Source organism: Bacillus toyonensis BCT-7112 (assembly GCF_000496285.1).
In the GTDB taxonomy this organism is placed as follows: Bacteria; Bacillota; Bacilli; order Bacillales; family Bacillaceae_G; genus Bacillus_A; species Bacillus_A toyonensis.
On the sequence record NC_022781.1, the window covers coordinates 64,139 to 91,138 of the forward strand.

Consider the following 27,000-nt stretch of genomic DNA (forward strand, 5'->3'; position numbering starts at 1 on the left):
TTAAGCATGTACAGCATGTCCTATCGCCTGCAATAAAGCTTCATGAATTGCCTCAGATAAAGTTGGATGTGCTGCAATATAACCTCTCATAATATCAGCGGTAACTTCTGTATGAATCATTACGGTGCCTTGACCAATTAGTTCAGTTGCACGAGGACCGATAATAGAAATCCCTACAATTTCTTGATATTTAGGTTCCACAATGACTTTTACTTTCCCCATTTGTTCTCCTAAAATAAGAGCTTTTCCATTCGCTGTAAAAGGAAATTCTCCGATAATAATATCACCATATTGTTCTCTTGCACCTTTTTCACTTAAACCGACGCTAGCTATTTCTGGAGCTGTGTATATACAACGAGGCACAGCACGATAGTTTACTTTCACATCTTCTCCGCTCGCATGTAATGCCGCTGTCGTTCCTTCATGAAAGGCTACGTGAGCAAGCTGTATTCCTCCAATAATATCACCGGCTGCGTAAATATGTGATACGTTCGTTTGCATATGCTCATTTACAGTAATCCCTTTATTTGAAAATTGAACTCCTGCTTTTTCTAATCCTAAATCTTGCACACGAGGTTTTCTACCAACAGAAACGAGAACAAATTCTGGAGTTACTTCGTGCATACTTCCTTCGTATTCAAACGAAGCCTGTTTCTTATAATTGTTTAATCCTTTTAAAGCTGCTCCTGTGAAAATTTCTACACCATCTTTTTCTAGTTTCTCTCTTAAAATGCTTGCGATATCTTCATCCTCACCAGGTAGTAATTGCGGTGCCATTTCAACAATCATTACTTTCGTTCCAAGACGACTATATATACTGGCAAATTCGCAACCTATTACGCCACCGCCAACAATAAGTAATGAAGCTGGTATGTTTTCAAGAGACATCGCATGACTACTATTTAAAATCCATTTCCTGTCGAATGGAGCAAAAGGTAATTCAGTAGGTTCTGAACCTGCCGCAATAATGAATTGTTCTCCAACCACTATCGCTTCCTTATTCCCCTGCATAACTCGCAGACGATGATCCGTTTCAAATTTCCCTTTCCCCTTTATAACTTTAATTTTATTTTTCTTCATTAAATATTGTATTCCTTGTACGAGCTGCACAACAATTTGTGATTTTTTGGTCTGTATTTGATTCCAATCAATTGATATACTTTGCTTATCTACTAATACACCAAAACGTTGCGCATGATTAACAATATTGTATACTTCAGCACTTTCTAACAAAGATTTCGTAGGCATGCACCCGACATTTAAACAAGTTCCACCAAGATCAGCTTCATCAATAAGAGTAACATCTTTCCCAGTTTGAGCTGCGGTAATTGCCGCCACATATCCAGCGGGTCCGCCTCCAATAACTACTAATTTATTCATTCTCCCACCTTCTCTTTATAAAAGAATTGTTACCGGTTCTTCTAAGTATTGTTTAATTGTGCGTAAAAATGCAGCTGCTGGTACACCGTCTAGTACACGATGATCAAATGTTAAACTTAAAGGTAACATACTACCTTTTTTTATTTTCTTTCCTTTATATACTGGAACATGTTCAATTGCACCTACACCTAAAATACCAGTTTCAGGTGTATTTAATACTGGCGTAAAATATTCGATACCAAAGCTTCCTAAATTACTAATTGTAAATGTCGTTCCTTGCATATTATCACTATTTAAACTACCTGCTCGTGCCTTTTGTGCCACATTTTTAATCTCTTTAGATAACTCTACTAAAGATAGATTATTTGCAAAGCGAATAGCCGGAACGACTAAGCCGTTTTCTAACGCTACTGCCATACCTAAATGAACATGTTCAAATTGATGGATTGCATCATCTATATAAGCACTGTTCATTTCCTTATGCTCCTGAAGCGCTAATACAACAGCACGAGAAACCAAATCAGTAATGGTTAGTTTGTTATCGTACCGTTTTTGTACAACTTCCGCTATTTCTTTATGTAAAGCAACTAAATCCGTAACATCTACTTTCATCGTTAATGTCAATTGTGCGGTATTTTGGAGGCTTGCTTGCATCCGATTTGCGATCTCTTTCCGCATACCGGTAACAGGAATTACTTTACTTTCTTCTTTTACAAACGTTTCTGGGGTAGCAACTTTTTCTTCAAGTACTTTTAATACATCTACCTTTGTAATTCTCCCACCAGGACCTGTTCCTATTAATGTGGAAATTCCAATATTTTCAACTGTTGCCATTTTCTTTGCTACAGGAGATATTTTTATTCTTTGTTTCTTTGATCTTTCTTCCGCGTACGGTTCAGGATGTTGTACATTTTGAGGTTCTACTTTCGGTATTGATTCTTCTGTAGCATTTACGGTTTCATTTACCGATACCTGTTCATTTGGTTTTCCGATGTAACATATTACAGTACCAGGTGGAACTCCTTCATCTTCACTTACAGTTATATCCAGTACCGTTCCATCAGCGGGTGCTTCTATTTCTGTTTCGATTTTTTCAGAATTAATACTAGCAATTAATTCACCTTTTGCTACATTATCACCAGCTTTAATATTCCAACTCGTAATAATACCTTCTTTCATCGCCATTCCTAATTTCGGCATTACAACTTCTACAGCCATATTTCTCTCTCCCTTCTCATCGTTTCATTACACATTCAATAAAGAACGGTCCCCAATCATTTCTGATACAGTTTCAATTACTTTCTCTGGCGTTGGTAAATATAGTTTTTCAAGTGGTGGTGAGAACGGAACTGGTGTATGTGGTGCTGTAATTCGTTTAATAGGTGCATCTAATAAATCGAACCCTTTATCCGCTACAATTGCTGCAATGTCTGTTGCGATACTACATCTTGGGTTTGCTTCATCAATAACGATAAGACGATTTGTTTTTTCAACAGATGCTAAAATTGTATCTTCGTCAAGCGGTGATAAAGAGCGTGGATCAATAACTTCTACCTCAAGTCCTTTTTTCGATAATTGCTCCGCAGCCGCAAGCGCAGTATGAACTTGCTTCCCAATTGCGACAATCGTTATATGAGAGCCTTCCCGTTTAATATCTGCTTTTCCTAAAGGAATTGTATAATATCCTTCTGGCACTTCACCTTTCATATTGTAAAGTGTTTTATCTTCAAAGAAGATTACTGGATCATCATCTTCAATTGCCGCTAATAATAAGCCTTTTGCATCATACGGGGTGGACGGAACGATAACTTTAATACCTGGAATGCTCGTAAATAACGCGTATAAACTTTGAGAATGCTGAGCTGCTGCGCTAAATCCAGCACCATGCATCGTTCGAATTGTAACTGGTACTTTTGCTTTTCCACCAAACATGTAACGGAATTTTGCACCTTGGTTTAAAACTTGATCAAGACAACTACCGATAAAATCATTAAACATTAATTCAGCGATCGGACGTAATCCCGTTGCCGCCGCTGCCATCGCAGCTCCCATATAACCAGCTTCAGAAATTGGTGTATCTAAAATACGATTTCGGCCAAATTCTTGTACAAGCCCTTTCGTAACGCCAAGAACACCGCCCCACGCTTCATCATCTTGCAAATGATCAACTTGTGCACCACCCGCAACGTCTTCACCTATTAAAATTACATTTTCATCACGGTGCATTGATATTTTCATCGCTTCATTGATAGCAGTTGACATACTTACTGTTCTAGTCATTATTTTTCCCCCTCCTCTTATTTGTAAGAAACGTATACATCTTTTAATAATTCTTCATCCTCTGGATATGGACTATTTTCACTAAAATCAATTGATCGTTGCACTGCTTCGTCTACTGCTTTTTCCATATCAACAAGTTCAGATTCCGTTAATAAACCTTCATGAATTAAATGCTTACGGAAATTCACAATCGCATCTTTTTCATTTAAATGTTCTTCTTTTTCTTCTGAGGTTTTATACGTTTGTGCTTCCCCTTCGAAATGGCCGTAATTACGATATGTCATACATTCAATTAAAGTTGGGCCACCGCCATTACGTGCACGTTCAACAGCCTCTTCCGCTGCTTTATATACCGCTAGTAAATCTTTTCCATCTACTTGAACTCCCGGAATGTTATATGCTTTTGCACGATCAGCAATAGAATCACAACTTGAAGCATATTCAAATGTAGTTGCTTCACCGTAACCATTATTTTCAGCGATAAAAATAACTGGTAACTTCCAAATCGCCGCTAAATTAACCCCTTCATGGAATGTTCCTTCATTATTTGCTCCGTCACCGAAGAAGCAAACACTTACATCTTTCGTTCCTTTATATTTAGCTGTTAATGCTGAACCGCAAGCAAGTGGGAAACCCCCGCCTACAATGCCATTCGCACCAAGCATTCCTTTATCTAAATCGGCAATATGCATGGAACCGCCTTTACCTTTACATAATCCTGTCGCTTTCCCGAAAAGTTCAGCCATCATACCATTTAAATCACAACCTTTTGCAATACAATGTCCGTGACCTCTATGTGTACTTGTAATACTGTCACTATCCGTTAAGTGGGCACATACACCAACTGCTACCGCTTCTTCTCCAGCATATAAATGAACGAAACCTGGTAAAACACCTTGCGCGAACAATTCATGTACCTTATCTTCAAATTTACGAATCTCTAACATTTTTTCATACATCCAGCGAGCTTGTTCTTTCGTAATTTCATTCCCTTTACTTTCAGTTGTTTTTAACATGTCCAGCCCTCCTATTTTCTTGTTCATCTATTATATTGCAAGAAGCGTGCCAAATTCTAACCTTGATTTAATAGACTTTCTCTTCTTTTTAAAAATAAAAAAGTGGACAAAGCGAGACAGCTGTCTCGTTTTGTCCACTCTTGTTCACCTTACTAGAGAATCATTCGCTTATTCACTATCAAAACTTTTTTGTAGTTTCCGGATGTAAATAATTTGACCAATATGATACGCATTATGAGTAGTTACATTACCTAGCACTTCCCACCACTTCGCGGATACAGGAAATCCAACTACATCACTTTCAACCTTGTCTTCATTAATGAGATTTTGCCATTGTAACAATTTCTCTAATAATTTTCCCCTTAACTCTTCGAATGTTTGATTATCTGATAGCATAAAGCTTTTGTTATTGTCACCAATAGCGGGTACCGCATTAACATTTGATTCTTTATACCTAGTTTGCCACGTTGAGTTCCAATACAGTAAATGTTGTACAATTTCTGCTATACTATTACTCTCTTCATTCGGTTTCCAGAAAGCTTCTCTCTCTGATAAATCCTTCACTGCATCTGAAAATGGCATATACCAACTAGGATCATTCGCATTTGCTAACAACTGATCTGCTAATACGTCTTTCACATGGACCATTTTTTTCCCCTCATTTCATTGGCTTATATAATACTTACTTCTCTATATACGCTGAGTCTACACAATTCCCTTTTTAAATCATTCCAATACATATATAAATGAAGAAACTAAAGCACTTTATCATATAATCTTATTAAAACAACATGTATCATTAATAGATTTTATTCCTATAACTCGTTATGATAAAAGAAAAAGAAAGCGAGCGACCAATGAATAAAAAAATCGCGGTTATTACAGGAGCATCAAGTGGATTCGGACTATTAACGACACTTGAACTAGCAAAAAAAGACTATATTGTCATTGCTACAATGCGAAACCTTGAAAAACAAGTAAACTTACTATCTCAAGCTACTAAACTAAACTTACAACAAAACATAAAAATTCAACAATTAGATGTAACAAATCAAAACTCTATACATAACTTCCAAGTGTTTTTAAAAGAAATTAATAGAGTAGACCTCCTTATAAACAATGCAGGATATGCAAATGGAGGATTTGTAGAAGAAATTCTAGTAGAGGAATATCGTAAACAATTTGAAACGAATCTTTTTGGCGCTATATCAATCACTCAGCTTGTTTTACCATATATGAGAGAACAAAAAAGTGGAAAAATCATTAATATAAGCAGCATTAGCGGCCAAGTTGGATTCCCTGGTTTATCTCCTTATGTATCTTCAAAATATGCATTAGAAGGCTGGAGTGAATCCCTTCGCTTAGAAGTAAAACCTTTCGGAATTGATGTTGCTTTACTTGAACCAGGTTCTTATAACACAAACATATGGGAGGTTGGTAAACAACTAGCTGAAAACCAATCTGGTACAACATCTCCTTACAAAGAATATATGGATAAAATACAAAAACATATTAATAGCGGTAGTGATACATTTGGTAATCCGATAGATGTTGCTAATAAAATCGTTGAAATTGCTGAAGCAAAGCGTACTAAATTACGATATCCAATTGGAAAAGGTGTAAAATTTATGATTTTTGCGAAGAAGATTCTTCCTTGGAGATTGTGGGAATTTCTTGTTTTGAGGAGTTTTAGGAAGATGTAAATAAAAAGAGTAACTATCAAGATAAATAATGGTAGCTACTCTTATTAAATATTCATCATTAAAAACCCAAACGATATCAATATGTAGAAAGAGGATCAAAATAAAACAACATTGAAACCATAAAAACAAATGCAAAGAATCCAATTATAGAAAGAATATATTCCTTTGTCTCTCTGTTATACTTCCATTCCATCCATACGCGTAATAAGGAAATTGCTCCAAAATAAATAAGTACAACAATTCCTATATTAGCATTTTCTGCTTTGAACAGATAAATAAAACTTAATATAAGATATACGATAAAAAGACCTATTTCTAATTTTACATGTAAACTATTTACATGCTTATATATCCAAACATTGCCCTTTGGCATATTTAATTTTCTTCTTAAAAACTTTTCTAAAAAATATCCTCCAATTATCATACTAATAACTATAATCCAAATAGTAGAGTTGCCCATTGCATTCCCTCCTATTAAATTAATTATATTTTTAATAAAGTAGACTATATAATTTTTCCATGTTTCGATAATGTTTTCATTTTCTTTATGCTTAAGTAGTAGTTTTATCAAGACATGTTTTATGTATTGTACAACAACAATCTATTTCTCATCCTTTTTGTTTCAGGATGTTTAACTTTTTTCTTGCTATTCTTTCATAAGCGAATATGGATAGTACCTATAAAATTAATAGAGCCATTTTTATAATTGACGGACCCCCCTCCTTTTATTTTCTTACTTTCATTTTCTCCGGCTGATCACTCGGATACGTAGCATTCTTTTTATTTTCAACATCCCAACTAATAATTGTTGCACTATCTCTCCCCAATTGATGATGCACGTGTTCTAAAACATTGTGAACATTTTCTTTAAGCTCTATCTTATTTTCATTCATATCGTTATACAGATTTAATGGCGTTTCATAACGACGTTCCCCACATTCTAATACCCCATCTGTCACCATTACAATTCGATTGTTGCCAGTACGTAATTCACGAATTCCTGATGAATAGCAAGGTACAGGTAATTCAAATGTATTTACATTGCCAATCCATTCGTAAAAATGACGTTGATTTAGTGCGTATTGCCCTAATTTATGTAATTCATCATGAAATACATAAACGAGACAGTCTCCAATAGATAGCCACCATATATAGTTTTCTTTTCTTACACATAGTAAAAAAGCTGTTTCACCTTTAACTCTTTTGCACTTTTCTTTAAATGAGGAGGATTGAAAAATTGTAAGTATATGATTTGCAACTGATTGAAAAACTGTTTCAATTCGTTCATTCATCATTATTTTTATATTTTCATATTCTTTTTCGATTGTATGTATAACTAAATCAACACTTTCTGCGCTATTATGCCCGTCTAAAATAGCTGCAAATTCCCAATCATCATTTGACCAAACTAACGCACCGTCTTCATTCTTTTTTGCTCCGGCACTTATATTCCCACCGTATTTACCAAGTACAATGTCATCATATTGCTTAACTGAGATTTCCCCTAAACACATTTCCGTATTTCCAACCCATGAATATTGGTTATTATTTGTTGTATGCATACTCATTTACCATATACTTTCGTATTCTTTCACATAGTTTTTTAATTTCTTCAGAACCTCCATATGGTGCACCAGTCCAATTTGCTACTTCAGTAGGCGACCAAAATTCTCTTGGTGTATCCGGATAACGGGGAATAATATGCATATGTAAATGCGGTACACCATTACCCGAAACAAACGTGTAAATATGTTCTGCACCTTCGTTTTCTGTTAGCGCTTTACTTATTCTACTTGTTATAAGTCCAAATGCTTTCGCCTCATCTTCATTTAATTCAGCAAGACCAGGTACATGTCTTTTTATATCAATCATTACGTAACCGAGATATGTTTCTTCTGTATCCCAATGGACATGTCCAACGTATATAAGATCGTCTTCATAAATAGCGTCACCTGGAACTATAATGTTTCCTTTATGTTTTTCACAAATGAAGCAGTTTTGTTCTGCTGGATTGTATATTGACATATCCATCACCATCCTTTTTATATATAATATCATAAAAAAAGGAAAAAACAGGTTTTTTATTCCGAAAATTCAATCTTTTTAATTAGGAATTTTTACATTATTTCATTTTAATAATTTGCACCTCATTCCTTCTTCAAAACCGCAATCCCCATTCCAATTACAATCCCAATCGCAATTCCAATTACTACATTATCAGTAAATAAGCCAGGTACTACGCCGATTACAACGCCTATAGCGACACCAATTGTCATTGCATTATTTCTTTTTTTATTATTAGCCAAAATAGCATCTCCTCTCATCATTTCTCCCAATATAATATTTACATGAATGTTGCTATTTCCTAATATATTTTCTATCCCACTTGAAAATTTCCAAAAAATGTACTTTATTACTTTTCCATTCCCCCTATTTAATCCTCTTTATATGAAAGAATTTTCAAGTCACCATTACATCTACATAGGCATTTACTATAAGAAAGATCAGTTATTCATTGAAGGAGGAACGATTCAAATGTATCCTCATTGGAATCCAAATATAAATCAACAATATGCTTACTCCCCCCATCCCGTAAGAAATACACTGCATCACGATTCACAATATATGATGCAGCGCATCGCAAGTCTTGAAAGCCAATTAGCGAAATTAATCTCATTAATCGAAGAAAATAATCAATTAATAAAATCAATGGAACAAGAAAAAAATCAAGTTTGTGCACCAGCTGGCGGTTCTGTTATTGTTCGTATGTAATCTTTTCGAACAAAAAACACACTTTGTATAATAAAGTGTGTTTTTTTTGTTATTTTCTTTTTTGGTGAAATCCTTGTGTAATGCGGTCTAATATAATCGCGATGACAACAATGGCTAGTCCCGCTTCAAATCCCATTCCGATATTAACTTGTGTTACAGAACGGTACACATCTACTCCTAGTCCTGGTGCTCCTACAAGTGACGCTGTTACAACCATCGATAACGAAAGCATAATACTTTGATTCACTCCGGCCATGATCGTCCCAGTTGCGAGTGGTAATTGTACTTTAAATAGTTTTTGTGATGCTGTGGATCCAAATGCATTCGCTGCTTCAATTAAATCTTCCGGAACTTGTCTAATTCCTAAGTCTGTAAATCTGATTGTTGGTGGCATCGCAAAGATTACTGATGCAATTATGCCAGGTACTACACCTACTCCGAAAAATGTAATCGCTGGTATGAGATATACGAATGCGGGCATTGTTTGCATAAAATCTAATGTTGGTTTTAAAAACTTTGAGAAACGCTCATTTTGAGATGCTAAAATACCGATTGGAATTCCGACAATAATCGAAATAATAACAGACGTAAGTACGAGCGCTAATGTTTGCATCGTTTGTGCCCAATAGTTAATATTTAAAATAAATAACAATCCGATGAGTGTAAAAATAACTAAAGATAATTTTCTCGTTGTGTACCAAATGAGGAAACATAGTATAATAATCATCAATATAGCTGGTATTATTGTTAAAAAATTAGTGAGTAAATCAACGAATCCACCGATAATATAAGAGAATCCTCGGAACAAGCCTTCAAAGTTCTCATATAAACTTGCAACAAACGAGTCGACCCATTCCCCTAATGGAATACGCGGTATACTATTCATCGTCTTTCACCTCTTCCTCAATGTTACCTGCAAGAGCTTGAATGACACTTTCACGTTTAATAATTCCTCTTAACCTTTTCTTCTCATCAATAACGGGTAACGGATATTTCATCTCTGCCATTTTTGCATACGTCTCTTCAAGTAAAGTATCTAAATAAACGTGCGGAATATCGTTAAGTAATAAATCAGCAATCGGCCACTGTTTTTGTACTGCTTTACTTGCATCATCTGCGGTTAATATACCTAAAAACTCATACTTTTTGTTTACAACATATACTGTAGAAACGCCCGCATTTCTCATAATTTGCAGTGCCACACGAGGTCCACGGTCAATTAATAAAGTCTCCGGTCGTTTTAATATAGACTCCGCCGTAATTACTTTTCCTAAATTCACATCCGCAACAAATTTCTCTACAAATTCATTAGCAGGGCTCATCATAATTTCTTCAGGCGTTCCAATTTGAACAATTTCTCCATCTTTCATTAATGCAATACGATCTCCAATTCGAAGTGCTTCATCTAAATCATGAGTAATAAATATTATTGTTTTCTCCATTTTATCTTGTAGCTCTAACAATTCATCTTGCATTTCTTTTCGAATAAGCGGATCTAATGCACTAAATGATTCATCCATAAGTAAAACATCCGGATCATTCGTAAGCGCTCTCGCAATACCAACTCGCTGTTGCATCCCACCACTAAGTTGACTTGGATAATTGTCTTTATGATGATCGAGTCCCACTAACTTAAGTGACTCTAACGCTTTTTTCTCTCGTTCCTCTACTGGAACTCCTTGTATTTCTAATCCGTATGCAACATTTTGTAAAACAGTACGATGCGGAAATAGAGCAAACTTCTGAAACACCATACTCATTTTCGTTCTTCTTACTCTTCGTAATTCTTCTTTTCCCATCGTTGCGATGTCTTCACCATCTATGTATATATGCCCCGCTGTCGGTTTGATTAATTGATTTAGCATTCGAACTAGCGTTGATTTCCCGCTACCGGATAAACCCATAATAACGAAAATTTCTCCGGTGTATACTTCAAACGTTGCCTTTTTCACACCAACATTCATTCCGGTCTCTTTTAAAATTTCGGATTTGCTTTTTCCTTCTTTTAATAAAGAAAGGGCTCTTTGCGGGTGTTTCCCAAATACTTTTGTTACGTTTTCAACACGCACCTTTGTATTATCCATGTCACTACTCCTTTTCTACCCATCTATTTACATAGTGTTGCGATTTTACAAAGAAATATTACATAAAAATGACATTCATAAGATTTCTTTAAAATTCTCGTTTCCGTTCATAATAAGAATGCTTACTTATACATTTATTTAAAAAGGCAAACGTTTCTTAGGAGGTTTTCAATGAGAAAGAAAATATGGCTTATATGCCTTGCATTATTTATTACTATGATTTTCACCTCATGTAATGCAACAAATGCAAATTCGAAAGGGAAAATTAAACTTGGTGTAACAAGTTGGAAAGAAAATATTGCAACTGCAAACATGTGGAAAGTGTTATTAGAACAAAAAGGCTACAAAGTTGAACTCATGTATTTAGAAAAAGCGGCAATTTGGACTGGTGTCGCTCGTGGTGATGTTGATGCAAATTTAGAAGTATGGCTGCCTGTTACGGATAAACCATTAAATGATCGATATAAAAATGACATTGTCTTAAAATCAAAATGGTATGAAGGTACAGGGCTTGGCCTTGTCGTTCCTTCTTATTTGAAAAACATAAACAGTATCGAGGATTTAAATGCACATAAAGATGAACTAGATAACAAAATTGTCGGAATCGAACCTGGCAGCAGCCTAATGAATTTAACAAATAAGGCGATGAAGGAATATGATATTAAACTAAAACTTGTCCAATCTTCAGAAGCTGCGATGATGAGTGAATTAAAAAAGGCATATACGAAAAAGAAACCAATCGCTGTTACGCTTTGGAATCCTCATTGGGGTTTTTCAGAATTTGATTTAAAATATTTAAAAGACCCTAAGAAAGTATATGGTGAAAAAGATGACATTTATTACTCCGTTCGTAAAGGTTTCGAAAAAGATCATCCGGATATTGTGAAATACTTTGATAAATGGAAAATGAACGATGAGCAGCTTGGTACATTAATGGTCATGCTAAATAAAACGAAAGATCCAGAAGAAGCAGCACGAAAATGGATTGAAAAGAATCAATCGTTAGTTGATGAATGGATAAAAGATTAATAAAACAGGCTAGAGAATTCGCATATTCTCTAGCCTGTTTTATCTTATTTTTTCGTAACAACATCATCTACAATCCCATATTCCTTCGCTTCTTCTGCAGTCATAAAATAATCTCTTTCTGTATCATGTGCTACCCTTTCAATCGGTTGCCCTGTTTTTTCTGCAATCATTTTATTAATATCATGCTTTAGCTTTAAAATTCTTTTTGCTGTTATTTCGATTTCAGTTGCCTGCCCTTGCGCACCACCAAGCGGTTGATGAATCATAATTTCACTGTTAGGCAATGCAAATCGTTTTCCTTTTGCACCTGATAAGAGTAACAACGCACCAAATGATGCTGCAAATCCCATACAAAGTGTTTGCACGTCTGGTTTAATTAAGTTCATTGTATCTAATATTGCAAAACCTGCTGTCGTTGATCCGCCTGGGCTATTAATGTATAAATATATATCTTTCTCTGCATCTTCCGCTTCTAGAAATAATAATTGAGCTACAACACTACTCGCTACTTGATCGTTAATTTCTGAACCGATAATAATAATTCGGTCTTTTAATAACCTTGAATATATATCATAGGAACGTTCTCCTAATTTCGTTTGCTCTACTACATATGGAATTGCATTCATTTTAAATCCCTCCAATAATTGTTATGCCGCACAAAGCATACAACTGTAGGAAGAAGAGTTTTTCGCACTGAATAATAAGACAGGTTGTTTAGTTGGTAACTTCGTAAAATCTATTGTTGGAAGAAGCTTAGTTAACAATTCCGGCCTTTCTTCACGAATAGACGTTACAACAATATCAATATCTTCTGTGAATTCAACGATTTCAAGCCCTTCTTCACTTACAGTTTTCAGCCTATTTCTACTCCGAAATAAAGAAGCTTTCACTGCTCCTTCCGATACAGAACATACTTTAGCGATATCAGCGATACTATATTGAAAAACATCCTTTAATAATAAAATTGTGGATTGTTGTACATTTAATGAAGATAATACTTTCCCTACCATTTCATGCAAATCTGCAATTTTTTCATGTGGTTCTTCGAAAGTAACTTGTTCCCTTATTTTTTCATGAACTGATTTTGACTTTATCTGGTCTAACCAACGATTTCTAGCTATTTTATATACAAGTGTCATGCAAATATCTTTATTACTATATTTTTGAAGAACTTTACAAACTGTTTCTTGGGCGAGATCTTCCCCATCCCATCTGTTTTTCGTTAAAAACGTACAATACCTTTTTAACTCTGCATAATTTTCAATCAAAAAATTTATATTTGAATGATTCATATCGATATGTTTCTTAAACAATTGCGTTACTTTTGTGCACAAAATAACCACTCCTTTTCAGCGCTTACTTAATAAACGATTGATGAAACGAAAAAGTTACGGGACTTATAAAAAAATAATGTTTATGTTCAATAATTCGCGGTCATAAATATGTTATGTACAATTTTACGTGAGGAGGAACAAATTTGCCAAAATTAACAATTGAAGGTGCTGGCACTTTTGATGTGAAAGAAGGAACAAAGTTAGTATTAGCAATTGAAGATAACGGTGTAAACATTCTTCATCGTTGTGGTGGAAATGCACGTTGCACAACTTGTAGAGTAGAAATTATAGCGGGTGATTTCTGTGAAGCGAGTGCGAATGAAAAAAATGCGATGACAGAAAAAGGGATTGAAGATCATTTACGATTATCTTGTCAAATGCGTGTACATAAAGATATAGTCGTTCGTCCGGTACTTACAGTTGAAAATTCAGGATTAGCTGCCGGTCCACGCCCAGCGGAGTAAAATGATGAATTTAAAACAACTTGTTGGCGAATATGCTGCTAACTTTGTAAAAGATGGAATGAACATTGGACTAGGTACAGGATCTACCGTATATTGGACGATACAAAAATTAGGTCAACTTGTACAAGAAGGACTATACTTTCAAGCTGTTCCAACATCAAAGGAAACTGAAGCTTTAGCAAAGCAACTAAACATCCCCCTGATTTCTTTAAACGACGTACAAAGTCTTGATCTTACAATTGATGGAGCGGATGAAATTGATTCCGATTTACAGCTCATAAAAGGCGGCGGTGGCGCATTACTTCGTGAGAAAATTGTTGCCTCCTCCTCTAAAGAACTCATTATTATTGCTGATGAATCAAAACTTGTGGCTCGTTTAGGTAATTTCCCATTGCCTGTTGAAATTATCCCTTTTTCATGGAAACAAACCGAAAGTAAAGTTCAATCTTTAGGGTGTCAAACAACGTTACGTATAAAAAATAATGAAACCTTTATTACCGATAATAATAACATGATTATCGATTGTATATTTCCTAATCATATATCTAACCCTGCTAATTTACACGAACAATTAAAAATGATTACTGGTGTAGTTGATTCAGGATTGTTTATAAATATGACAAGGAAAGCGATTATCGGTACTAAAAACGGGATAAAGGAACTATAATGAAAGCTGACTTTTTAAAGTCGGCTTTTTATTATTTTCTTCTTCTCTTTATAGCTATTTATTATGATATACTATGAAAACAAAAACTGATTACACTAGAAAGGACTGAACAATTTGCAATCCAAACTCATAACAAAACTTACAGATTTAGAAACTGCCTTTCACATTCGAAAAGAAGTATTTGTAAAAGAACAAGGTGTTCCTCTTGAAGATGAATTCGATACATTTGATGAAATCGGTGAAGAATGTAAACATATTTTAGTTTATTATAATGAGCTTCCTGTAGGTACAGGTCGTATACGATTTGTTGATGGTGCCGGAAAATTAGAACGCATTTGTATTTTAAAAGATTATCGTACATACGGATTAGGTAAAGTAATTATTCAAACGTTAGAAGAAATTGCCCGTAGTAAAAAAGCTACAAAAGTGAAACTACACGGGCAAACACAAGCTGAAGGATTTTATAAAAAATTAGACTATCAAACTTCTTCCAATGTATTTATGGAAGATAGCATTCCACATATACTTATGACGAAAGTATTATCATAATAGAAAGGTTACTATATGAATTTACATGAAGTATTCTTATAGTAACCTTTTTTGTATCTTATTCGTTTTGAATTATTTTTGGTGGATATTCTAATATCATATCTATAAACTTTCAATTTGCTGGCAGTATAATGTTCCTACCGCTTTCGAGTTATTAAAAACAACGACCCGCAAGATGAAATTCTTGTACAAAAAATTTAATCCCCATGTATTGAGAGTCATACATTCATGTACCTAATAGTGACTTCTATATAAAATTTAAAATTGATACTATTACACCTACCCCTGTATTGCTAGCCAATTTCAACATTTTTCAAGAGGACTATTTATATAGATTTTATAATATATAACCTTTACAATTATTTAGATTGCATGATTTGGAATGCGGTATGCTATATTTTTTCTTTAATGGTATTTGAACCCTCTGAATAAAGATCTATATCCCGTCAATATTCTCCTGTTTTCTCTTTAAAAACCTACCAAGTAGTTTGCTAATTCGGCTAGCTGCTTTTTTCTATATAAAATTAAAAATTATCCGTAATAGTAACACTTCTGCACTTTGTACTATAAATTTTCATATATTGTATTATGCTTGTCCAAAACGTGAGATTATTACTTACGTTATCTAAATGAAAGAAAGGAGTGAAAATATGCTCTCATCTAGTCGTAAATTCACGCACTTTAATTGTGGTGCACAAGCCCCTAGTACACTACCTGCCCTTGGTTTTGCTTTCAATGCTACTTCACCTCAATTTGCAACATTATTCACCCCACTACTATTACCTAGTACAGGGCCAAATCCTAATATTACCGTTCCCGTAATAAATGATACAATTAGTATTGGAACTGGTATTAGAATTCAAATAGCTGGTATATATCAAATTAGTTATACACTAACAATTAGCCTTGATAATGTTCCCGTAGCACCGGAAGCAGCACGATTTTTCTTGACACTAAACTCATCAACTAATATTATTGCAGGATCTGGAACCGCAGTCCGTTCTAATATTTTTGGCACTGGTGAAGTTGATGTATCCAGTGGTGTCATTCTCATTAACTTAAACCCTGGTGATTTAATTCAAATTGTACCCGTTGAAGTAATTGGTACTGTAGACATTCGTTCGGCAGCGTTAACGGTTGCACAAATTCGGTAATAAAAACGCAATGTGAGCCGAAATATATTATTATAGATTCGACACACATTTATATTAAATAAGCATATTTTATTGTATGGTGACTATTTAGTCATACAAATTTAAAGCTTTCATAGGAGCACACTTTAATGTGTGCTTTATTTTTACTTAAAAACTAAAACATTCTCAAATTATATACATATCAAATAGCGTTTTCAATTATTTACGATAGCGGATGTTAACCTTTTGTACAAGCACTTTTTCCTTTTGTTTAATAATATATATTGATATCTCAAAGAAAGGAGAGTAACATAAGTATGGCAAATTATTTTTATAAAGATGGTAAAAAATATTATAAAAAACAATCACATTCGGACGATCAAAAAAATAACTGTTTTATTGAAACCCATACAATTGCTGGTTCTGCAGAAAATGCAAATGGAAATATACCTGTATCTGTTTTCCTTGAAACCACTGCTCCACAAACTGTATTCGAGGATTTTACAAACAATCATAATAAAACATTAATTCAGTTATTCGTCGTCGGCATGAGTGCACCCGTTCAAGTAACTATTCTCACAAGAAAATCTAGCCGCCCAATTACTACAACATTACAACCTGTTCAAACAAAAATATTTCAAGTTGAAGATTTTCAAAGTCTTACTCTTACAAAACAGGAAGGTTCTACTAGTATAGTTAGTTTATTTGTCAAAAAAACATTTTGTATTTGCTGTAACGAGAATAACGATTCATGTGATGAATATTATCAAGATTGCAATTAATAGATTCACTCACCAGAAGAACCCCTTTTATAAAGGGTTCTTTTTTTCACTCACCACATTTTTAAAAACATTTTAGAATCATACTCAACGATTTTTCTATACATTTCTCATTTCTCCTTTTTTATTATATTAACGCTTTTGTTTAATTACGGGACTTATCATCATTTAATGGAGGAAAGTAAAATTTATAAAAAAGACGACGCTGAATACGTCGTCTTTTTTATAAGCAGAAAAGTGAATTCTCAAGCTTCCTTTTTTTGCATCAAAGCCCATTATCTTTTATTTCATTTTGAGGTAAAACTTACACTGCTCTCCATAAGGATAAAGCATAAATCCAGTTTGGATCCCCATTTCCTTGATGATTTTGTACGGCTTCATACACTTTTCCTTCGTATAGGACTCTATCACCCTTTTTATACGCTTTCTTTGCATCCCACTCTCCATATGAAACGCTTTCAGTTTTTGTAGTAATTGTGAATATATCACTTTGTACGGATTCATTTCCAGCTACATCAACAGCTTTCACTACATATTTATAAGTCTTATTAGCGAGTAAATTATTATCCATATAAGAAGTCGTATTAGATGTTGCGATTTTTTTCATTGTTCCTTCTATTTCTCTATAAATATCGTAGTGGTCTACACCAACATTATCGTCAGATGGACTCCACATTAGGTCCACACTTGACGCTGTCGTTCCCATACTATGTAATCCTTTTGGTTGTGTTGGTGCTTCTGTATCAGGAGCCTCAACTGTTGTTTTTGCTGTAAGCGCTGTACTTTCTTTCGATACATTGCCAGCTGCGTCAATTGCTTTTACAGTATAAGAGTATTCTGTACTTGGTTGTAATTTCTTATCAATAAAATGAGTGCCTGGTACGGTGTCAATCATCTCTCCGTTACGGAAGATTTGATACCCTTTTACTCCTACATTATCCGTAGAAGTGTTCCATGTTAGTTCTATACTATTCGCTGTTACTTTTTGTGTCTGAATTCCATTTGGAATACTTGGCGCTTCTGTGTCTGGTTTCACATTATTGATGAGATTTACATCAATTACATTATAGAACGCATTTGCTGTATCAGCTACATCCCATACAGCTAAAATCACATGGTAGCCACTACGATCCGTAGGTACATTGATTTTGTGTGCTACATTATTTGAAGCTGCGGAACCATCATGTTGTACAGTTCCAATTGGCTCAAAGTCTGCTCTTGTTAGTGCTTTATTTGGATTCCAGCCTATTTTAGTAATGTAGTAGTGCCATTTGCTTGTTAAATGTGGCGCTGTAAACTTCCAAGTAAACGTATTTTCTCCGCCAGTGATTGTATTTTTAAACCAACGATCCGCTGTTTGTTGATCCAAAATACCACCAAATTTTCCGCCTGCAGAAGCGATTTGTCCATCAACTGGACCAGCTTGCGGGAATCCTTTTGGTGCTTCTAAGCTTTGTGGTTCATACATAACACTTCCGCAGTTTACATTTAGTGCACCATAAGTTGGACTACATAAAGCGGAACGGCTGCCAGGCTTTTCAACAAAACCATGCGCGTAAGCATTTTGAGGAATAAGTGTCGTGCCGATAATTCCCGCTGTTAATGCAACAGCTCCTAGACTTTTTTTGTTCATTTTCATGTTCTGTAGATGTTTTAAAATTCGATTATTCATGTTCATGTCCCCTTCTTGTTATACTTCGTAGTGTAATGTGGGCTTTGATGTAAAAGAATAACACGAGACAATATTGTAGTGATGTATGCATAAGTTATGCATACACCGTAGTAAAGAAATATTTCATTCCATGTGATATATTTCACTTACTGAATATATCATGACATAGAAATTACCTAAACACGTGCAGAAGTTGTGCAGAAACAGTGAAATTATTACTAACACATAAAACTACATCTTAAAATTATAAAGTAAAAGTTCGCAATAGCAATTATAAATCTTGTAAAAAAAGGCCATATAAAAGCATTTTGTATAAGCGGATGGATTGCACCAAGTCTTCTCGAAATATTTCTTAATCAACTTGATATGCATAGTAATGTGAGATTAAATTTTTTGAAACACCCTTCCATTTCCATATTCAATATATATATCTATTGGGTACGTGAAATTACTTATGTATTGCGAATAATCCTTAATGTTTCAAAATAGTCTCATAAAACTTGTCATACTCTTCATAGTATTGGATTTTTAATTTTTCTATTAAACTTGTATCTGGTGAAATAATGTCAATTACGTCTGTACTTATATACAGCAAATAAGTATCGTTATAAAAAGAAATATACGCTTGCTGACCACCACTAACGACATACTTGCAATATTTATATACTTCATCTTCATTGACACCTTTAATCGTAGTAAATATGATTGTACTTTCAAGATCATCAACGTCTACTTGCGTTTCGGTCCAATTTTTAATCTTCATGAACCTTCCAATTTTTGTTTTCTCATTTACTCTCTTACTTTTACCATATGTTATATAACCGGAAGTAAATGAAACGTCAATTGTATCGGGGCTTTTAAAAAGTTCAGTCAGTAGTCCTCTTAATTTTCTCAAATTCCCCTCAAATAATTCTATATCGAATCTAATTCTATTTTTTGCCTCCACTTGAAAAAATGGTGTAGCTGTCATATCTTCAAAATTCACATTTAATACTTTCATTCTTTCCATATAATTAATTCCTCGCTTCATATAACATAAAAGTGTCTACATCATTTAATATAGACACCCTTTCACATATATAGTTTTAATACCGGCCAGTAAATTTAAAAACTTCATCAACTGCTTGCGTATACCCACCTGATTTTCGGAGAGACTCCTTCAAATTCAAAGCAGCTTCTTTATATGATGGATTACTTAATACTATTTCTACACTTTTACTAAGTTTATCCGCAGTTAATCCTTGCATTTGCAATTTAACTCCTGCTCCGAGACTCTCTACTCGCTTTGCGATTACTGGCTGATCTGCATTTTGCGGAATTACAACGAGTGGAACTCCGTTATATAGTCCTTCATGCGTACTGTTCATCCCGCCATGTGTAATAAATAATTTTGTATATGTAAGTAGTTCAGTTTGCGGTACATAGTTTTTCACAATGAAGTTTTTAGGAATATCACCTAAATCACTTATTTTCGTTTTACTACCAATAGACATAACAATTGTATGTTTACTATTTTCGAATGCCTTCATACAAAGTTTATAAAAATTAATTGCTTCATTAAAAACAGTACCTAGTGAAATGTAAATCAGGCTTTGTTCTTCAATTGAAGTATAATCAAAATCTTCATTTTCCCCTTGTGCAGAAATAGATGGACCTACAAATTTAAATGTTTCATTAAACGTATTACCAAAAGGTTGGAACTCCTTAATCGTATACACAATAGTAAGCGGTGCTGGATTACAGAAAACTTCATACGGTGAATTTATTTCAACACCATATTTCCCTGCAATTTCTCTAGTTAAGTTTTGAAAATCATTATATATTCTATTCTGCACTTCCACTGGGATATTTTTAGAAAGATGGTCTAACATTTGTTTAAATGATTTTTCATCCTGCGCAAAAGATGTACAGGAATTTATGGCCGGAAGATTAAGAATTTGGGCAATTAAATGACCACAGCCAAACATAGAATCGTGGATCATGTAATCAAAATATTCTCCTTCAATTTGCTCTAAAACACTAGGTATTACAATATCTGCTGTATGTAGAAGGCCGTTTATTCTTTCCTGTAAATAATTTCGACCACCGGAAAGAAATGCTTGTATAAATTTTTGATCATCTATTGTTCGTACAGTAGCACCTGTCTTCTCAATACGCTCCCTGAAAGCCTCTATTGAAAAATAAACGACCTCTTCACCGCGAGAAATCAGTTCTTCTACAACTTGTAATGTTGGATTTATATGTCCTTCTGATCCAGCGTTAATGAATAAAATACGTGCCATTCAAAATACTCCTTACATTTTAAAATTTCTATGTTGTAAAGAGTATGGATATTTTCCATACTCTTCACGGTATTTTATGTATCATTTTCCTGCTCAATTGACCTAGCAAGCCTAAAACCGAGATCGTCTATATGAAATGTAGGATGGCTACGACGGCGACAAGTCGCACCGCAACCTCTAGCTGCTTCAGCCCAACTACCACCACGAAAAATTCGGTACGATCCGTACACTTTTTCATCATACAAATCATAGCACCATTCCCAAACGTTTCCTAACATATCATAAAGTCCCCATGCATTCGGCTCTTTTTTACCGACGTCATGAATTTGTCCAATTGAATTTTCATTATACCACGCTATTTTCTGAAGTTCCCCATATGTATATCCCGTCGTACCTGCTTTACATGCGTATTGCCACTCTGCCTCATATGGCAATCGGTAGCCGTCAGATTCTATATTACAACTAACCTTTTTTCCATCATCACTAATAGAATAATACGCTGTTAATCCCGCTTGTTTAGAAAGTAAATTACAAAAAGCAATTGTATCATTCCATGAAATATTTACAATTGGTTTATTACTATCTTTATCATTATTTAATGTAGGATTTGTAATGGCATTATATATTTCCATTGTTACAGCATACTTTGCAAGAAGGAATGGTTTTATTTGAACTTGCCATTCTTTTTTTATTCGATCATCTCTTAATACTACCTCTCCTGCTGGAATTTCCATCATATTAGAATCAATCGAGCGAATGAATGTATTCAATAGTATCCCCCCATATTACTTCTTTTTAAAATCTAACTACTTATCGTACTTCTTCAAAAACCGTTTCACTTCATTTGGAGATTTTAAAATAATCACTTCTTTTCCTTTACTTAATTGATCTAGTTTTTTTAAAATGGCAGGTTTTTTCTTATTCGGATACTCCCATATCCATTTAAAGAATTGTAAATCTAGTCTTTCTTCACATCCGGCACCCATATCCGGTCTTGTTTTATTTCGATATTGTACAATTCTTTTAAAAGCACGATAAACACAAATCGTTCTATGAATATCAAGAAAGATAATTGTATCCGCTGCATTCAGTCTTAAATCCATCGTCCCGCCATAATTCCCATCAATAATCCACTCTTCTTCTTTAATTAAGTTTTTTTGAACTTTTCTTTGTTCTTCTCGAGGAACACCTTCCCAGTTCGCTTTCCAAAACAATGCATCAAGATGATGCACCTTAATATTTAGTTTATTTCCTAACTGCTTTGCTAATGTAGATTTTCCTGAACCACCAGAACCAATTAATATGATTTTTTTCATATTCATACGGTCCTTACTATAGATTCTTCAATATCTTCCTTATTTGCAAAAATCCAGAAGAACATCTCTTCATTCAACTTTAATAAATTTGGTAACTGAACAAAATAAGTAATAAAGATAACTTGAATAGAAAGCATGACATACCAAATAGATTGTAGTTCTTCTCTCGTTAAAATGCTTTGTTTATAATATCCTTCAAAGATTTTGCTGACAATATGTAACCATTTCCCTCTTCCTGTTTCATCACTAAATAGCTCACTTAATATACTTGTACAGCAGTAGCATAAATCGAATACTCTTACATTGCTTTCTAAAAGTTCAAAATCTATAAATCCTTGAAATTCATTGTCATGAAAAATCACATTCGATAAGTGCATATCACGATGAATAATTTGTTTTGGTAGTGGGTGAACCGTTTCCTTCAAAACTGTACGTATTTGATCCATTTTTCGAACGACATTCCGATGGACAGATGCATTCTTTTCTAAAATTGGTAAGGCCCATTTGTATACCACTTTATACAATTCTCTTTTTATTAACTCGTTAGCACTATTCATTGAATATAGTGCTTGATGTAAATTAGCTATCTTCTCTCCAATTGTACTTCCTAGCTCTTTTAGCTTTTCTGTATCTTTTATTTCTAGTACACTTCCACCAATATATTCGTACAAACAATAATACTTCTCTTTATAAAATACGTACCTTTCATCATTTCTCATTTTTACTAGTTTTTGTACTTTAACTCCTTTTTCATCAAGCTGTTCTAATACATTTAGTTCAACTAGAAAATGTTTTATCGATCCCTTTTCCTTTAAAATATACGCTTTATTATTACAGTAAATCTTCGTTACGTTTGGTTGAACTTCAATAGTTGTGATATCTTCATCTTCAAACCAAAACTTTGCAATTTCTAATATATCCTCCATATACAAATACCCCTTTTAAAATTCACTTATTTCTTCCGTAACATAAATTCACAAAGCATTCCTATCCCAACACCAATTGTATAAGCAACTACATCACTCCACAAAAATCCGTAACCTAAAACGAGTCCCCCTATAGTCGTTGCACGAATATTATCAATCCAAGGTGCATGGTACAATTGGCTAATTTCAATCCCGTAGCAAAATATTAAACTCATAAAAGCTAATTTCTTCGTTTCTATTTTAGGAAACAAAAATCCGAATCCAACGAAAATCATTAATGCCCATAAAGCATCACCTAAGTAATCATTTAATAAATGAGGTAACGCAAAAGCAAATTTTCTAGAACTAAGACCTAACATAATAACGACTATAGTAAACATTACATATAGTAATTGATTTCGTTTTATATTCATTTCAAAAGCTCCTAATTCATCATGTAAAACTGCAAATAGCTAGTAAAATACAATCATTTTACTAGCTATTTATTACTTGCTTTCATAATAAGAAAATGTGGATTTGTACTTAAATAATGATATGATTTTCTGTCTACTTCTCTCATCTTTTCAATCGGCTTCGGTTCCACTATTTTTTCTAATACAAAATAGTTTGTTGTTTCATTGATTATGTCTTGGAGCGACCTCCTAAAAAAACTAACTTCTATTGTAATATTTGGTTTAACCCAAGTATCTACTAATAATTGTTTTTCAAAATAATCTTCACATGTAAACTTTGTGAAATCCATAAAAGGATGATGAACGGAATATATAAGTTCTCCACCCGGCTTCAATACGCGCTGAAACTCTTGAAATACTTGCGTCCAATTTTCTAAGTAATGAAGAGTTAACGAACTTACAATGATATCATACGTATTATTTTCAAATGGCAATGTTTCTTGCAAATCGTGACAAAGGAACGTTGCTTTTTCTCCCATACTTTCTTTTACGGCTTTTACCATTTCAGGACTTATGTCAATTGCTGTAACGTTAGCCCCTCTTCCTACGAATTGAGAAGTATACCATCCAGCGGCACATCCAGCATCTAGTATTCTCTTCCCTTCTAGTTCCCTTGGAATAATCTCCATCATCGCAGGTCTTTCATAATAACTATTATATGGATTTGCCAAATCTATATTTTCTTTATATGTACTCGCTAATTTATCATACGTATCTTTGACTGCGTCTTTCATTATATCCACCCCTAATACATATTAATCCATTAACTCTTGCTGCTTTTTCTTTGAAAATGATTGTAGTACTAACTCATACGACCAATCGATCATTTTATTAATTTGCTCCTGTTCTACTCCCTTATGTATATACACTGTATTCCAATGTTTCTTATTCATATGATACCCTGGAATTATTGTGTCTGGATAATCTTCTCTTATTCGTAAAGCGAACTCAGGATCACATTTTAATGTAATCGCAGCTTTTTCACCTTCTTCATGGTTCACTATCGCAAATATTTTATTATTGAGTCTCATACATGTTGCACTCCAGCCATTTGGAGAATCCTCTGTCGCTTTTCTTTTTGATAGACAATATGCTCTCGTTGCATTCATTTTAAATGGCACCTCTTATTCTTTCACTATTTGATTACGATGCATCACAATTTGCTTCGTCGCTTTAAATTGCTGTTCCCCATAAAACTTTATGAGTTTCTCTCCGCAAAATAGACTAACAATATCAATATGAGATATCTCTTCCAGTAACATTGTAAGCATATTCTCTCCAATGCCTTTATTTCTTACACTTGCATGTACGACAACATCTTCTATGTACGCTCGAAAAACACCATCTGAAACGACTCTAGCAAACCCAATTAACTCATTTTCTTTCCATACCCCAATTGCTATGCTATTCTTTAACATTTTTTCAATATCGATTTCTTTTCTTTCTGGCCACCAACCGACAGAGTCGTAAGCTTCTTTATTTTCTCTGCACAAATTGGTCGTTCATGTTGTAATTTATACGTGTACATATTCTTTCTCCCATCAACTAGTATACATAATATTATTATAATCTCTTTTCTAAAAAGTGTTGACTATACCCTTTCGGATGATCTTCAACGACACCATATTCTCGGTAGCCGTGCTTTTTATAAAATTCCGGTGCTTGGAAACTAAATGAATCTAGTAATATGAGTCTACATCCTTTTTCCTTCGCAATGTCTTCGATTTTATGTATCAGTTGACTTCCATAACCATCATGACGAACGGATTCATCAACCCATAAAAAATCGATATGAAGATGATAAAAATACATCGTTCCTGTTACGCCGCCAAAGATTTTTCCTTCCTCATCTTTCACTACAAGGCTTACTTGTTCCATCGGCTGCTTTACTTCATCTGTTAAGATGGACATATTATATTGAATGACTTTATTTCTAATGTATTCTCCTTCATTACGAGTACCATTCTCTATGTGTTTCATATATATTTCTTCCTTTCAACTTAGTAAATTACATCTAATTTTTATTTCGCCTTTTTAAAATACTAATGAATACAAATCCACCATATGTAACAAAACACGAAAAACCAATTATCCCAGGTACAGAGACATAGCCTGTTCGTACATAACTTATAACTGCAAAACTAATAATTAACATTATTATAGATGGCCAAAATATTAGAGCCGTTTTTCTTCGTCTCTGTTTCGATGTACGTTCTTTCTCTTCAGAAACACGTGTACCAAAAAGCAATACAATACAAATAAGAATCGCTGCAAAGTAAATGGTATCTAATGACAAATTGTGATCATATAGTGCGATTCCAACTTCAAGAGCAATAATCGTTACAATTAAAATAATAATTGTTGAAGTCTTTAAGTTTCGTTTCAATCGCTCACTCCTAGCATGCTTTCACTATATGCTTTGTAAATGTATTTCAAAGCTGTTGCAATAGTTTCATCAACCTCTATATTATAAACTCGCTCGGGTAAATCTTTTCCCCCAATTACATAAAGAAACGGGAATTCGTTAAACATTCCCATTATACCAATATTTATTGTAGCTGTGGGCAATCCACCTGTCATATGAGCTAAATGAAAATACGGTATACTTTCATAATCCCCTTGTTGTCTTACCATTCCATTGATAATTGGTTCCCATACTGCTGGTTCTACTTTATAGCCTTGAAAAATATGTACTAAAAGCGAAAGAACTTGATTTAATTCTCCAACATTTTTCTCATCTCTAGCATTCTCTTGTATATAAATTTTTGAAAAATACGTTTGAGCATTTATTTTCACAGCATCCCATCCACCGCAGTGCTTTACAACCGAGTGAGCAATATAACTGTCGTGACAAGCTATCATCACTTCTACTGCTTTACTAAGTGTTAAAGTACTTCTTCCTTGTAGATGCGGATATAACTGTGCACTATCTTCATGTGGATGAAATTTAATGTGATGAAGTATATCATTCCAATTACGTTTATTTTCCTTCACCATTTGTGCTGCTACAAATCCAATTACTACTTTTGCTGCCGATGCTAATGGAATATATAATTCACTATTATATGAAATAATTATACATTCGTTTTTTGTAGAATAAATAGCTACTCCTACATGACCAACTTGTATCTCTTTCATTTTTTGAATGACAGTTTCCATTTC

At 34.0% G+C, this 27,000-nt stretch carries 33 protein-coding genes and 1 pseudogene; 8 read left to right on the forward strand and 26 right to left on the reverse strand.

The window, feature by feature from the left end; genetic code table 11:
• From lpdA to BTOYO_RS00305, 5 genes are all read right to left on the reverse strand, one after another.
• Complete coding sequence (lpdA, locus tag BTOYO_RS00285) at nt 1-1,380, reverse strand: dihydrolipoyl dehydrogenase (RefSeq protein WP_001038364.1); 1,380 nt, start codon at nt 1,378-1,380, stop codon at nt 1-3.
• Between the two features lie 15 nt (nt 1,381-1,395).
• Nucleotides 1,396-2,598 carry a dihydrolipoamide acetyltransferase family protein gene (locus BTOYO_RS00290; protein WP_000257789.1) on the reverse strand — a complete coding sequence of 401 codons (1,203 nt, stop codon included), beginning with the start codon at nt 2,596-2,598 and terminating at the stop codon, nt 1,396-1,398.
• A gap of 27 nt (nt 2,599-2,625) precedes the next feature.
• The gene (gene acoB, locus BTOYO_RS00295) at nt 2,626-3,660 is read right to left on the reverse strand and encodes an acetoin:2,6-dichlorophenolindophenol oxidoreductase subunit beta (RefSeq protein WP_000198878.1); all 1,035 of its coding nucleotides are present in this window, start codon (nt 3,658-3,660) and stop codon (nt 2,626-2,628) included.
• Nucleotides 3,661-3,677: 17 nt separating this feature from the next.
• Nucleotides 3,678-4,676: an acetoin:2,6-dichlorophenolindophenol oxidoreductase subunit alpha gene (gene acoA, locus BTOYO_RS00300; protein WP_000921287.1), complete on the reverse strand. Its 999-nt coding sequence runs from the start codon at nt 4,674-4,676 to the stop codon at nt 3,678-3,680.
• Between the two features lie 168 nt (nt 4,677-4,844).
• Nucleotides 4,845-5,324 carry a DinB family protein gene (locus tag BTOYO_RS00305; RefSeq protein ID WP_000233796.1) on the reverse strand — a complete coding sequence of 160 codons (480 nt, stop codon included), beginning with the start codon at nt 5,322-5,324 and terminating at the stop codon, nt 4,845-4,847.
• A gap of 209 nt (nt 5,325-5,533) precedes the next feature.
• On the opposite strand from BTOYO_RS00305, the gene BTOYO_RS00310 reads away from it, so the two are divergent.
• The gene (locus BTOYO_RS00310; protein WP_001034821.1) at nt 5,534-6,379 is read left to right on the forward strand and encodes an oxidoreductase; all 846 of its coding nucleotides are present in this window, start codon (nt 5,534-5,536) and stop codon (nt 6,377-6,379) included.
• A 76-nt stretch (nt 6,380-6,455) separates the two neighbouring features.
• Here BTOYO_RS00310 and BTOYO_RS00315 read toward each other — a convergent pair whose 3' ends face one another.
• From BTOYO_RS00315 to BTOYO_RS00330, 4 genes are all read right to left on the reverse strand, one after another.
• On the reverse strand, nt 6,456-6,839 hold the full coding sequence (locus BTOYO_RS00315; protein WP_000528453.1) for a DUF4181 domain-containing protein: 384 nt from the start codon (nt 6,837-6,839) through the stop codon (nt 6,456-6,458).
• A gap of 265 nt (nt 6,840-7,104) precedes the next feature.
• Nucleotides 7,105-7,947, reverse strand: coding sequence for a PP2C family serine/threonine-protein phosphatase (locus BTOYO_RS00320; protein ID WP_002093707.1), 843 nt, complete (start codon nt 7,945-7,947; stop codon nt 7,105-7,107).
• The gene (locus BTOYO_RS00325; protein WP_002093704.1) at nt 7,925-8,410 is read right to left on the reverse strand and encodes an HIT family protein; all 486 of its coding nucleotides are present in this window, start codon (nt 8,408-8,410) and stop codon (nt 7,925-7,927) included. The genes BTOYO_RS00320 and BTOYO_RS00325 overlap by 23 nt, the downstream gene beginning before the upstream one ends.
• A 116-nt stretch (nt 8,411-8,526) precedes the next feature.
• A complete protein-coding gene (locus tag BTOYO_RS00330; RefSeq protein ID WP_001213777.1) occupies nt 8,527-8,703 on the reverse strand; it encodes a glycine zipper domain-containing protein in 177 nt (58 codons plus the stop codon).
• A gap of 211 nt (nt 8,704-8,914) precedes the next feature.
• Here BTOYO_RS00330 and BTOYO_RS27200 point away from each other — a divergent pair, with 211 nt between their 5' ends.
• Nucleotides 8,915-9,151 carry a hypothetical protein gene (locus tag BTOYO_RS27200; RefSeq protein WP_000283217.1) on the forward strand — a complete coding sequence of 79 codons (237 nt, stop codon included), beginning with the start codon at nt 8,915-8,917 and terminating at the stop codon, nt 9,149-9,151.
• Nucleotides 9,152-9,200: 49 nt separating this feature from the next.
• Here the strand turns inward: BTOYO_RS27200 and BTOYO_RS00340 are convergent, their stop codons facing one another.
• Both BTOYO_RS00340 and BTOYO_RS00345 read right to left on the reverse strand, forming a co-directional pair.
• Nucleotides 9,201-10,037 carry an ABC transporter permease gene (locus tag BTOYO_RS00340; RefSeq protein ID WP_001084772.1) on the reverse strand — a complete coding sequence of 279 codons (837 nt, stop codon included), beginning with the start codon at nt 10,035-10,037 and terminating at the stop codon, nt 9,201-9,203.
• Complete coding sequence (locus BTOYO_RS00345) at nt 10,030-11,235, reverse strand: quaternary amine ABC transporter ATP-binding protein (protein WP_000370617.1); 1,206 nt, start codon at nt 11,233-11,235, stop codon at nt 10,030-10,032. Before BTOYO_RS00345 ends, BTOYO_RS00340 begins: the two co-directional genes overlap by 8 nt.
• Nucleotides 11,236-11,406: 171 nt before the next feature.
• On the opposite strand from BTOYO_RS00345, the gene BTOYO_RS00350 reads away from it, so the two are divergent.
• Nucleotides 11,407-12,264, forward strand: coding sequence for a glycine betaine ABC transporter substrate-binding protein (locus BTOYO_RS00350; protein ID WP_001227651.1), 858 nt, complete (start codon nt 11,407-11,409; stop codon nt 12,262-12,264).
• 44 nt (nt 12,265-12,308) lie between these two features.
• Here BTOYO_RS00350 and clpP read toward each other — a convergent pair whose 3' ends face one another.
• Together clpP and BTOYO_RS00360 are read right to left on the reverse strand one after the other, a co-directional pair.
• Nucleotides 12,309-12,890, reverse strand: a complete 582-nt coding sequence (gene clpP / locus BTOYO_RS00355; RefSeq protein ID WP_000991620.1) for an ATP-dependent Clp endopeptidase proteolytic subunit ClpP — start codon at nt 12,888-12,890, stop codon at nt 12,309-12,311.
• 21 nt (nt 12,891-12,911) lie between these two features.
• Nucleotides 12,912-13,598, reverse strand: coding sequence for an RNA polymerase subunit sigma-70 (locus BTOYO_RS00360; protein WP_000337532.1), 687 nt, complete (start codon nt 13,596-13,598; stop codon nt 12,912-12,914).
• A 143-nt stretch (nt 13,599-13,741) separates the two neighbouring features.
• On the opposite strand from BTOYO_RS00360, the gene BTOYO_RS00365 reads away from it, so the two are divergent.
• The 5 genes from BTOYO_RS00365 (at nt 13,742) to BTOYO_RS00385 (ending at nt 17,193) form a co-directional block, all read left to right on the forward strand.
• Nucleotides 13,742-14,062 (forward strand): 2Fe-2S iron-sulfur cluster-binding protein, encoded by a 321-nt coding sequence (locus BTOYO_RS00365; RefSeq protein WP_001125383.1) that lies wholly within the window; start codon nt 13,742-13,744, stop codon nt 14,060-14,062.
• A 4-nt stretch (nt 14,063-14,066) separates the two neighbouring features.
• Entirely contained in the window at nt 14,067-14,729 is a 663-nt protein-coding gene (gene rpiA, locus BTOYO_RS00370; protein ID WP_001050008.1) for a ribose 5-phosphate isomerase A, read from the forward strand.
• A 114-nt stretch (nt 14,730-14,843) separates the two neighbouring features.
• Nucleotides 14,844-15,278 (forward strand): GNAT family N-acetyltransferase, encoded by a 435-nt coding sequence (locus BTOYO_RS00375; RefSeq protein WP_001190886.1) that lies wholly within the window; start codon nt 14,844-14,846, stop codon nt 15,276-15,278.
• 650 nt (nt 15,279-15,928) lie between these two features.
• Nucleotides 15,929-16,432 carry an exosporium protein ExsF gene (exsF, locus tag BTOYO_RS00380; RefSeq protein ID WP_000953228.1) on the forward strand — a complete coding sequence of 168 codons (504 nt, stop codon included), beginning with the start codon at nt 15,929-15,931 and terminating at the stop codon, nt 16,430-16,432.
• A gap of 296 nt (nt 16,433-16,728) precedes the next feature.
• Nucleotides 16,729-17,193, forward strand: a complete 465-nt coding sequence (locus tag BTOYO_RS00385; protein WP_000024958.1) for a hypothetical protein — start codon at nt 16,729-16,731, stop codon at nt 17,191-17,193.
• 301 nt (nt 17,194-17,494) lie between these two features.
• On the opposite strand, the gene BTOYO_RS00390 is transcribed toward BTOYO_RS00385, so the two are convergent.
• The 13 genes and pseudogenes from BTOYO_RS00390 to BTOYO_RS00450 form a co-directional block, all read right to left on the reverse strand.
• Nucleotides 17,495-18,862: a lytic polysaccharide monooxygenase gene (locus BTOYO_RS00390; protein WP_001065212.1), complete on the reverse strand. Its 1,368-nt coding sequence runs from the start codon at nt 18,860-18,862 to the stop codon at nt 17,495-17,497.
• Nucleotides 18,863-19,334: 472 nt separating this feature from the next.
• A complete protein-coding gene (locus BTOYO_RS00395) occupies nt 19,335-19,871 on the reverse strand; it encodes a hypothetical protein (RefSeq protein WP_000440724.1) in 537 nt (178 codons plus the stop codon).
• Between the two features lie 76 nt (nt 19,872-19,947).
• Nucleotides 19,948-21,144 carry a macrolide family glycosyltransferase gene (locus BTOYO_RS00400; protein WP_000101094.1) on the reverse strand — a complete coding sequence of 399 codons (1,197 nt, stop codon included), beginning with the start codon at nt 21,142-21,144 and terminating at the stop codon, nt 19,948-19,950.
• Nucleotides 21,145-21,218: 74 nt separating this feature from the next.
• Nucleotides 21,219-21,914, reverse strand: a complete 696-nt coding sequence (locus tag BTOYO_RS00405) for a formylglycine-generating enzyme family protein (protein WP_001091311.1) — start codon at nt 21,912-21,914, stop codon at nt 21,219-21,221.
• 36 nt (nt 21,915-21,950) lie between these two features.
• Nucleotides 21,951-22,460 carry a DNA topology modulation protein gene (locus BTOYO_RS00410; protein ID WP_002038865.1) on the reverse strand — a complete coding sequence of 170 codons (510 nt, stop codon included), beginning with the start codon at nt 22,458-22,460 and terminating at the stop codon, nt 21,951-21,953.
• 2 nt (nt 22,461-22,462) lie between these two features.
• Nucleotides 22,463-23,386: a phosphotransferase enzyme family protein gene (locus BTOYO_RS00415; RefSeq protein ID WP_000389476.1), complete on the reverse strand. Its 924-nt coding sequence runs from the start codon at nt 23,384-23,386 to the stop codon at nt 22,463-22,465.
• 26 nt (nt 23,387-23,412) lie between these two features.
• A complete protein-coding gene (locus BTOYO_RS00420) occupies nt 23,413-23,799 on the reverse strand; it encodes a ribosomal maturation YjgA family protein (protein WP_001022591.1) in 387 nt (128 codons plus the stop codon).
• Between the two features lie 65 nt (nt 23,800-23,864).
• Nucleotides 23,865-24,572 (reverse strand): class I SAM-dependent methyltransferase, encoded by a 708-nt coding sequence (locus BTOYO_RS00425; RefSeq protein WP_000650683.1) that lies wholly within the window; start codon nt 24,570-24,572, stop codon nt 23,865-23,867.
• Between the two features lie 21 nt (nt 24,573-24,593).
• Complete coding sequence (locus BTOYO_RS00430; RefSeq protein WP_000994631.1) at nt 24,594-24,947, reverse strand: MmcQ/YjbR family DNA-binding protein; 354 nt, start codon at nt 24,945-24,947, stop codon at nt 24,594-24,596.
• Nucleotides 24,948-24,962: 15 nt separating this feature from the next.
• Nucleotides 24,963-25,366: pseudogene (locus BTOYO_RS00435) on the reverse strand (GNAT family N-acetyltransferase).
• A 35-nt stretch (nt 25,367-25,401) separates the two neighbouring features.
• Entirely contained in the window at nt 25,402-25,818 is a 417-nt protein-coding gene (locus tag BTOYO_RS00440) for a GNAT family N-acetyltransferase (protein ID WP_000680421.1), read from the reverse strand.
• A 34-nt stretch (nt 25,819-25,852) separates the two neighbouring features.
• Nucleotides 25,853-26,224, reverse strand: a complete 372-nt coding sequence (locus tag BTOYO_RS00445; RefSeq protein WP_000828014.1) for a hypothetical protein — start codon at nt 26,222-26,224, stop codon at nt 25,853-25,855.
• Complete coding sequence (locus tag BTOYO_RS00450) at nt 26,221-26,997, reverse strand: serine hydrolase (protein WP_000450778.1); 777 nt, start codon at nt 26,995-26,997, stop codon at nt 26,221-26,223. The genes BTOYO_RS00445 and BTOYO_RS00450 overlap by 4 nt, the downstream gene beginning before the upstream one ends.
• Nucleotides 26,998-27,000: the final 3 nt, after the last annotated feature.